Raw genomic sequence first — 10,194 nt, 5'->3', positions numbered from 1 at the left:
TCGGCGTACCCGTCAACGACCTACCCAACTGGCGACCGTTGATCGCCACACGACGAAAGAAGAAGTAATGCTCCCCGGGGCTGCGACTACTGCGCGGACACTGCGCGACACGTTCGACATTCCTGAATCGCAGGGCACCGCCGATTTCGTGATTCGACTTTCCGAAGCGGTCAGCGAGGAGCTGTTCGCCAAGACGGTTGCGAACTACGTCATCACTCCCGCGCTCGTCAACGCATTCGATGCGGCCCTGACGCTGATCGGGGAGGCGCAGCGGACAGGCGAGAATAAGGCTGCCTATCTAGCTGGTTCCTTCGGTTCCGGCAAATCGCATTTCATGGCGTTGCTCTACGGCATCTTGAAGCACAGGGCTGCTGCGCTGTCCATCCCTGAACTACAGCCCACCATCGCCAAGCACCGTGATCTCGAAGGCATGAAGATACTCGGGCTCACCTTCCACTTCCTGGATTCGGTCAGCCTCGAATCCGCACTCTTCTCTCAGTATCTTCGGCAGATTGCGATCCTTGAGCCTGATGTTCAACCGCCTGTCCTTCATTCCGCAGGCGGACTATTTGACGATGCCAACGACCGTCGGAAGGAGGTGGGCGACGAGTCATTCTTTGCAAGATTGAATGCTGTCTCAGGACCCGCCTCAAGTGGCGGCGGAAGCGGATTGGCGGCACGCCGTCAGCGGACGACAGGCTGGGACGCAGCGAGTTACGCTGCGGCGACTGCACCGGATGCCGACCCGTCCCAACGATCGCGGCTCCAGCAGGCCCTGATCGGTTCGTATTTCACGTCTTACTCACGCAATACGGACTGGCTTCCGCTCGAAGATGGACTCGCCGCCATCGCCGATCACGCCCAGTCGCTCAAATACCAGGGCGTTGTCCTCATGCTCGATGAGCTGATCCTCTGGCTCACCTTCCTGATCAGCGAGCGCGGACGGTACGACGCGGAAGTTCAGAAGATCACAAAACTGGTCGAAACGAGTCGCGGTCGTCTCGCCGTCCCCATCACATCTTTCATCGCGCGTCAGCACAACCTTGCCGACGTCATTGCCCGCGGTGGTGAGTCCGGCGCAAATGTCCGAGCGGCAGAAGAGGCGCTCAACCATCAATCGGGTCGTCTATCGGTAATAACACTCGGCGACGAAAACCTTCCATTCATCGCGAAAAAGAGGTTGCTGCAGACTAAGCCGGAAGCGCAGGCAGATCTAGATGCAGCCTTCGATCGCATCGACCGCAACCCGAAGGTTTGGGATGTGCTGCTCGACGGCATCAACACCGACCCGAATCATCCTGGCGCGGGGGCTGATGCCTTCAAGCTGACGTATCCATTCTCGCCGGCATTGATCGCCACCCTGCGCGCTCTTTCCGGCAAGATGCAGCGAGAGCGCACAGCGCTGAAAGTCATGCAGCAGCTGCTTGCGGAGAACGCGGATCGACTCACCATCGACAACGTGATTCCAGTCGGAGATGCCTTCGACATCATTGTCGACAGTGCAAACTCCACACCCATCAACGACGATGTGGCTCAGACATTTCGGACGGCGCGGACGCTCTGGACCGAGAAGTTACGTCCAGTTCTGTATCGCAATGCCGGTGTTGATGAGTCGGTCTCCGACGATCAGGCTCCGCCGGGACTGAAAGCCGATATTCGAATCGCCAAGACATTGATGATGTCTGCGCTTGCGCCGGACGTACCAGCGCTCAAGCAGATCGACGCTAGCCGATTGGCATCGCTTAATCACGGTAGCGTCGTGAGCATCATCCCCGGCGACCAGGTCGCAACGATCACCGGCAAAGTGAAGCAGTGGGCCGCAGAAGTTCCGGAAATCTCGGTGACAAATGACGCAAATCCTGTCATCGCGGTCAGTTTAGAATCAGTCGACTACGAGCGGATCATCACCAAAGGCCGCAGCGAAGACACCGACGGCCGCCGTCGAAAGCTGATGCGGGAACTGTTGTCCGACCAGTTCGGTCTAGTGGGAGCGCAGCCGACCACTGAAGGTGTCTTCAGCCGCACGGTAATCTGGCGGGGCACCGCTCGTTCGGTCGAAGTCGCGTTCGGAAACGTGCGCGACCGCGGTGAGCTTTCCGATGACGTGTTTCGTCCATCGTCGGCCGGAACCTTGCGACTCGTGGTCGATCTGCCCTTCGACGACGCAGGCCATACCACAGCAGAAGATCATGACCGGGTCGACGAGTTGCGGCGGACTGGTGAAGATCGCTTCACCATCGTCTGGCTGCCCGCGTTCTTTACCGACAAGATCAATCGGCAGCTTGGGCGGCTCGTTATCTTGAACCACGTTCTCCTTGGTGATAATTGGACGAGGTATGCAAGCGATCTATCAGAGGCCGACAGGATTGCTGCCCGAACAATTCTGGAGCAACAACAAATTCAGGTTCGCGGACAACTGCTGACGGCTGTTCAGATCTATTACGGCGTCGCCGCGGGGGCACACTTCCCCAACGATCAACCGCCTTTGCGCTCGCTGCACCCCGGATTTGATCCACAGCCGCCCGTGGGGAACAGTCTTGCGAATGCGGTCGATCGATTGATCAGTGATGCGTTCGATGCTCTCTATCCTGATCATCCGGAGTTCTCACCACCCGACAGCCTGATTAGCCGACACGATCTCAACACCGTGCTAACCCGACTGCGCGAAGCCCAAAGCCAGGCCGACGGGCGCATCCCACTGGAGCGACGCGAGCGCGACATCGCACGTCGAGTGACGGAGCCTCTTGGGATCGCACGGACGAATGAGACGCACCTGATCTTTACGCCTACCCAGTTCGCAGATTGGACGAACCGCATCACCCAGGGACTCGTGCGGCAGTCGGTCGAGCTGGAGTCTGACGTCGATATCGACGTCCTCAGGGGCGCAATTGATCCCAGCGGGTCCAGGCGCGGACTCACCGACGACATTGTGGACCTCATTGCGGGCGCATGGGCGGCGCAAACCAAGCGGTCATGGTTCCTGCACTCGACTGCCACCTCCGAGCCGAAGATCGGCGAGTTTCGTCGTGGCCTCACACTTCGGATGGAACCACTGCCGGAGCGACAAGCGTGGCTTGATGCAACGCAGAGGTGGACGGCATGGACGGGGGAGGTGGTCAACGACTACCTCACAGCAAGCAACGTTGCGGCCTTCGCTGATCAGATACGAGCCTATGCGCGAGACAGATTCGCTGCTCGTTCCTCATTCGTCTCTGCGATCGGCGTTTACTATGACGCGTTCGAACTCGATAGAGCCGTCGGGCGGTACGCGCTTGCCGCTGATCTCGCGGATTTCTTTGAGAATCAAGTGCGGGTCCTGGACAATCTCGCACTGGTTGAGGCATTGGCAGTGCTGGCGATTCGCGGTACTGACGTCGAGGCTGCGCGTTCTCTCTCGTCGGTCGCGTCGGTCGAGCAGGCCCTTATAAGCTACCCCGCATCTCAGTGGGACATCCTGCACGACCGGGGCAATGGAGCGCACATAATCCTGAACAAGGTTGCCCAAGCGGTTCTTGCGCAGGAAGCTGTTCAGAACCTCGCCGCGACGTTGGCGTCAGCAGACCATGATCGCGAACTCTGGTTGCAGAAGGTAATGCGAACGCCGCCGCCTCCGCCACCCGGCCCGCAGGAACCACCCGAACCGCCGGAATCACCGCAACCGGGCACGAACCATCAAGTCGTCAGCGGGGCGGCTTCAGAGGTGCAGGAGGCCTTGGAGCGTCTGGTCGCTGAGCATCCCCAATCAGAGTTCACCGTCGATATCCGATGGGTCAATCCGTGACCATTGGCGCGGGAGCGCCTACTCTGCCGGTGGCCGATGAAACTCAAATTCGCTGGCGGCTAGAACAGCTGCGAAACAGACGATATCCGGGTGGCGTCGTTGCGTTGGCGGCTCGCCCCGTATGGGCTGGGCCTTCTGAGATTTCCTTGGCCGGCGGCGGTCGCGCCGCGATTCGGTTAGGTACGAGTGTCTTAGCGATCCGCGAAGCGATTACATTGCGATCTGATTATGAGTGGGTGGTAGTACTCACAGACCTCGGGCCGAATCTGCCGATTGGGGTACTCGAGCACTTGTTGCCGGACTGCCGTGTGATCGGTCTCGACCCATGGCCGGCGCTGAAATCTCTGTTCCGAGCATCGCGCCAAGAGTTCAATTTGTTGGCGCCTTCGGCAGGAGGGTCGCGCACTCAACTGGCCTATCCAGTCCTACGAGCGCTTGAAAACGGCCGAGCGAAGGGGGAAGTGCTACCTCCCGCCCCTGGGGGCGTGCTGACTAATGACCATCTCTTCACGGTGCTCGCAAGGATGGCCTTCGGGTTCGAGGGAGAGATCAGCGCCCACCAGGTCGCATTGTGGTCCACGAGAACTGATGCGGCTGAAGTCTTCAAGTCGTGGGTAACGAGCGCTGATCCAGATTTGACGGCCGAGCTGCTGTCTTGGATCGCGCAAAAGCTCGGTCGCTTGGGTGAGGTATTCGTCGAGATTCTTCGCACGGTTGGCCCTGCGGACATCGTGCCCCTCGGACTCATTGCAGCGTTGCTAGACGACACGACGACTGCAGCCGTCGCTTTTCCGGCTCCGAGCGAAGTCTTAGTACGCACGCGGACCCTCCTGGAGGTGCATCTCGGCGGACGTCAGATTTCGGAGCAGGAGTTAATCGCGTGGGGAAACATAGCGACCCTTGCCATTTCGGAGGTGACCGCAGAGAACGAGGTGCTACGTCGCACTGACCAACTCGTTGACGAACTAGCCGCTAGGGAACTTGTCGGCCGGTCAGAGGTACTTCCGGCGGGACTGCCGCCTCGCACGCAACGCGTAGCCGGCACACTGTCCGATGCGGGACTAACACCCTCGGACGACGCGCGCGCTCGAGTCGAGGATGCTTGGGCGGATCTCCTGTCGCACCGAGATTCCCACGCTGATACGAGATCATCGCCACGTGACGTGCGGGTCGCTGCAGGTGCCATTCGGCTCTGGAGATGGCTGCACACGGTAACAGAAAATCCTGCTGCACTTGCGGATTGGGTCGATTATTATCGTCGCGAGCTCTCATATGTAGACGGCGCTGTCAACGATGTCTACATCGGAGCTCATGACTCGGTTCTTGCCGCCTTCGCGGATCTGGTCGTCTCTGAAGTGAGATCGCGTCGATCTGCACAAGACCGTGCCTTCGCGAGGCTCCTCGCCAGCTCGGGCGCTCATCACGAGACTGGGCCCCATGCCCCACTCTACGTTGAAGACATTCTTGATCGGATCGTGCGACCCATTACTGCGCCGCGTTCCTTAGAAGTCAGTAGTGAGACAACTAGAACTCCAGTACTGCTGATCGTCGCCGACGGTATGAGTGCCGCTGTTGCGGGAGAGGTCGTCGCCGACGCCCTGGCGCGCCACAGGGCGCAGTGGCGGGAGTGCCGGCTTTCCGCCCTCGACGCCGTAGCCGCCGTCGCTGCGCTGCCTACCCTGACTCAGTTCTCGCGCTGTTCGCTCTTGTCTGGCCGACTACAGCGCGGGCAAGCAGCGGAGGAGAGCCGAGGATTTTCGAAATGGCTGGCGTCGCACGGCATGGCACCCGCTGGCAAGGCTCTGTTTCACAAGGGCGACCTCGATGCCGTTTCACGAGGGAACGCTCTTGCATCGGAAGTACGGACCGCTGTCGAAGACACCAAGCATCGGCCAATCGTGGCATGCGTGCTCAACGACATCGACGACGCTCTGGACCGATCGGATCCGATTGGTACGACCTGGGACGTCTCAAGTTTTAAGCATCTCGATCCACTGCTGAATGCGGCAGCGGCGGTTGGTCGAATTGTGTTGCTGCTGAGTGATCACGGTCATGTGCCGGAGCGTCGTGAGCAGCCCAGCGCACAGCGTGGACAACAGGTATCGGCTCGATACCGACCGGCCGATGGTGTTGATGTCGCCAAGCTTCCCGCGGACGAGGTTCTAGTGGATGGTCCGCGGGTGCTATGCGATGATCACCGCGCAGTCCTAGCGGTTGCTGAGCAGTTGCGATACACGGCGCTCAAGGCGGGTTACCACGGAGGTGGTTCACCCGCTGAGGCCGTCATTCCAATATCCATTCTGGTTAACGGCGCTATCCCGGAACATCTGGCTCTCGAGCCTGCTCCGATGACGGCGCCTGCCTGGTGGTCGGCGCCGTCACCTAGCGTCCCGCAACCCACGACTGCGAGTACCTTGGCTCCCAAAGCACGGCCGAAAAAGCCTGCGAGACAAGCTCCTCAAGAAGGAACGTTATTCGACACTGAAACGTTGCGGCCGCCGACCGATGCCGATCCTGCTTCGGCAGACGCAGGCACGCGGGACATGGTTGATGAGTTGTTGCGCAGTGTGCTGTTCAACCAGCAGTTCCAAACCTTTGGCCGCTATTTGAAGCGGCCGCAAGTAGGGGCTCTGATTCGCGATGCCATCAACGCAGGTGGTGTCCTGCCTCTGACTCGAGCGGCGCAGCTGTTGGGCGTCAAGACCACACGCGTCGGCGGCGCCGTCTCTCTCGTAGCGCAGCTACTCAACACAGACGGTGTCGAGGTGCTCACCATCAACGGCACCGATCTGATTCTGAAGCAGTCGCTAATGTTCGAGCAGTTCGGTGTGACTGCGCATGGTGGGAAGACGTGAGCACGCTGTCGCCCGTCCGCCGGCGAGAAATCCTCCAGTCGTTAAGGCAAGGCACAGTCCCCGACGGAAATCTCGACGTCCTGGCGGTCGGTATCGACCGGTTCGCCGCTTCTGTGGACGACGATCTCGCCGCAGTCGCAGCTGGCGGAGCGATCTTCAAAGCCGTTCGCGGCGAATACGGCTCCGGCAAGACTTTCTTCGCCCGTTGGGTTCAGCAGCGCGCAATGGCTCGGGGGCTTGCGGTGGCGGAGGTTCAGGTCAGCGAACTTGAGACCCCTCTGCACAAACTAGAGACCGTCTACCGGCGCACCATCGAAGAACTCCGGACGGCCGCTTTCGCTAAGAGCGCCTTTCGGAGCCTGATCGACGCCTGGCTATACGGAATCGAGGAAGACGCGGCAGTAGCCGCCGGCGTAGACGAGGCTGAGCCACATCAAGTAGACGAATTGCTTGAGCAGCGTTTGGCGACGGTCGCCGTCGCGACGCCTGTTTACCCAATGGTCCTTCGCGCTTATCGGGCGGCGGTTGAGCGGGATGATCCTGCCACTGCAGATGCGCTGATAGCGTGGCTGGGCGGTCAACCTCACGTTGCAGCCGCTGCAAAACGGGCTGCCGGCGTACGCCAGGACGTTGATCACTTCCTGGCCATGGGCTTCCTTCAAGGCTTGCTCGCAGTCCTGAAGGGGGCGCGACATCCTGGCCTGGTATTGGTCATCGACGAGGCTGAAACACTTCAACGCATGCGCTCAGATAGTCGCGCTAAGGCGCTGAATGCGTTGCGGCAGTGGATCGATGAACTCGACTCCGGCCGCTATCCCGGCCTCTACCTGCTGATCACCGGGACGCCGGCGTTCTTCGACGGAAGAATGGGCGTGCAGTCCTTGCCGCCCCTTGCGCAGAGACTGTCGACCGACTTTGGGTCCGATCCAAAGTTCGACAATCCGCGCGCACCACAGATACGGCTCATGGGATTCGATCTCGAGCGATTGGTGGAAGTCGGGATCCGGGGACGTGACGTGTATGCGGGTGGCGCAGGATCCGCCGACCGGATTCGGACGCTCGTGGACGATGCCTACATTCGCGACCTCGCCGTGGCGGTCGCTGGCCAACTCGGCGCAGTTGCCGGGATCTCGCCTCGTATCTTCCTTAAGAAGTTGGTCGCTGACGTGCTGGATCGTGTGGATCAGTTTCCAGATTTTGATCCGCGACAACACTATTCGCTGACGATCTCCGAAGGAGAGAAGGCGGAATCGGTCGCTGCGACGAACCCCGACGAGGTCGAACTGTGACGACCGGGTTCGCTCAATTGGCGCCGGGGATTCAGCATCACATTGCAAACACGCTCGGCTGGAACGGCTTACGGCCTCTGCAAGAGGAATCCGTAGCGCCGATCACTGAAGGTTCGGATGCGATATTGCTCGCGCCGACAGCCGGCGGCAAGACCGAAGCCGCGATGTTTCCACTGCTTACGCGCATGCACTCTCAGCGGTGGGACGGGATTTCTGTGCTTTACCTGTGTCCGCTGAAGGCTCTGTTGAACAACCTAGGCCCGCGCATCGACCAATATGCGCAATGGATGGGGCGATCAGCGATGATATGGCACGGCGACGTAAGTGCATCCATCAGGGAGCGCATCAAACGCGAGCGCCCGGACATCCTGCTCACGACTCCCGAATCCTTGGAGTCGATGCTCGTGTCAGAACGCGTCGATATCCATGAGGTTCTCGGCGGCGTTCAAGCAATTGTCGTCGACGAAATCCACGCTTTTGCCGGAGACGACCGCGGCTGGCACCTGCTGGCTGTGGTGGCGCGGTTGGAAAATGCGTTGGGAAGGTCACTGCAGCGCGTCGGTATGTCAGCCACCGTCGGCAATCCCGCGGATCTGCTCGAGTGGCTGCAGGGCGGCCATCGCAGACGGGGAACCGTTGTAGCCCCGCACGCATCTACGCCGGCGGCTCCTGAGATAACTGTTGACGCTGTGGGCAGTTCTGAGAACGCGGCCAAGGTCATCGCCTCACTTCACCAAGGCGAGAAGCGGTTGGTATTCGTCGACTCACGCAAGCTCGCGGAAGAGCTTGGTATCGCTCTCCGAGACCGTGGGGTCGAGACGTTCTTATCGCATTCTTCGCTATCAGCCGCGCAACGACGCGAATCCGAGGAAGCTTTCGCTGACGCCCGCGATTGCGTCATCGTCGCGACATCCACACTTGAGCTGGGAATCGACGTCGGTGATCTCGATCGCGTGATTCAGATCAACTCGCCTCGAACGGTCTCGTCGTTCCTGCAACGGCTTGGGCGGACGGGTCGGCGTCCCGGCACGGTCCGAAATTGTCTGTTCCTCTGCCTTGATGATTACTCACTGTTGTACGCATTGGGGTTGCTCCGACGTTGGTCAGAAGGTTGGGTCGAGCCTGTCGCTGCAACGCCGCAGCCGCGCCACATCGTGGCGCAACAGATTCTTGCTGCCGCACTGCAAACTCGATCCATCCCAACCTCGGGGTGGGAGTCACAATGGGATCCTCTACCGATGTTCGGCGACGACGACGCACTCATCATGGATCACCTGCTGGAGAATGGCTTCCTAGAATCGGACGGCGGAACTGCGTTCATTGGCGCTGAGGCCGAAAGGCACTTTGGTAGGCGCCATTTCATGGAGCTGCTCGCGGTATTCACTGCTGCACCGCAATTTACGGTGTTCGCAGGACGTTCTGAGATCGGGTCCGTCGAGACGGGCGTTCTGACGGAAGATGTCGAGGGTGATCGCGTGCTGCTACTCGCCGGCCGATCGTGGAAGGTCACCCATATCGATTGGAAGCGCCGTCACGTGTTCGTTGAGGTGATCGATCTGCCGGGTAGAGCCCGATGGATGTCAATACCCGACGGTGCGTCGTACGCCATCACACGTGGGATGCGAGATGTCCTGCTCGGCGACGATCCGTCAGGTGTCCACTTGACGCGTCGTTCGCGCGAGGCTTTGACCGGCATACGAGATCAGCGAGCCGACCAAGTCGATCGAGAGAGTCTGGTGATTCGTCGTGACGACAACGGAGATTGGCGCTGGTGGACGTGGGCTGGTGCATCGGCTAACCGCACGTTGGCAGCGTGGGGAATCGGACTCGTAGCACCTCGTCAACGAATTGGGTCTGAATCAGTGCGGCTGCATCGAGACATGTCGGTGGCTGATATACGAGAGGGACTTAGAGAGATGCGCGGAGTTGACGCTCCGCGGCCGCGGCCGAACGTCGACATCCGTGCTGTCGATGGGCTGAAGTTTTCGGCTGCGTTGCCTAACGAGCTTGCGATGCAGACGATCTCGGCACGTATTGGGAATCCCGATGCGGCGGACGCAGTGCTATTAGAATCGAGTGTTGTCGTCGCGACGGATTAGCGCGTCCTTCCCACTCCGTACAAATGGATCCTCTTAACCCTTGCATTCTTGTGTATATAGATCTAGCGTGTGCCCATGAAAGGCCTGGACGGTTGCGCAGATCAGATCCGCGAGATTGAGGTGAGCCCGTCGTAGTGGTCCAGTCGTTGTGGGACTCTGTTGCCCGGTGT

At 60.0% G+C, this 10,194-nt stretch carries 4 protein-coding genes; all 4 read left to right on the top strand.

What is annotated here, in order from left to right; genetic code table 11:
* The first annotated feature begins 67 nt into the window (after nucleotides 1–67).
* The 4 genes from M1248_RS32915 to M1248_RS32900 are packed head-to-tail and all read left to right on the top strand — an operon-like array spanning nucleotide 68 to nucleotide 10,024.
* Entirely contained in the window at nucleotides 68–3,781 is a 3,714-nt protein-coding gene (locus M1248_RS32915; protein ID WP_317150892.1) for a DUF6079 family protein, read from the top strand.
* The gene (gene pglZ, locus M1248_RS32910; RefSeq protein WP_317150891.1) at nucleotides 3,766–6,636 is read left to right on the top strand and encodes a BREX-2 system phosphatase PglZ; all 2,871 of its coding nucleotides are present in this window, start codon (nucleotides 3,766–3,768) and stop codon (nucleotides 6,634–6,636) included. The genes M1248_RS32915 and pglZ overlap by 16 nt, the downstream gene beginning before the upstream one ends.
* Nucleotides 6,633–7,925: a BREX system ATP-binding protein BrxD gene (gene brxD, locus M1248_RS32905; RefSeq protein ID WP_317150890.1), complete on the top strand. Its 1,293-nt coding sequence runs from the start codon at nucleotides 6,633–6,635 to the stop codon at nucleotides 7,923–7,925. Before pglZ ends, brxD begins: the two co-directional genes overlap by 4 nt.
* Nucleotides 7,922–10,024 carry a DEAD/DEAH box helicase gene (locus tag M1248_RS32900; RefSeq protein ID WP_317150889.1) on the top strand — a complete coding sequence of 701 codons (2,103 nt, stop codon included), beginning with the start codon at nucleotides 7,922–7,924 and terminating at the stop codon, nucleotides 10,022–10,024. The genes brxD and M1248_RS32900 overlap by 4 nt, the downstream gene beginning before the upstream one ends.
* Nucleotides 10,025–10,194 lie beyond the last annotated feature (170 nt).

The organism is Mycobacterium sp. 29Ha, from assembly GCF_032883055.1.
GTDB classification, from domain to species: Bacteria; Actinomycetota; Actinomycetes; order Mycobacteriales; family Mycobacteriaceae; genus Mycobacterium; species Mycobacterium gallinarum.
The sequence above is the reverse complement of the archived record's forward strand: the minus strand, read 5'-3'. Positions and strand labels throughout refer to the sequence as shown.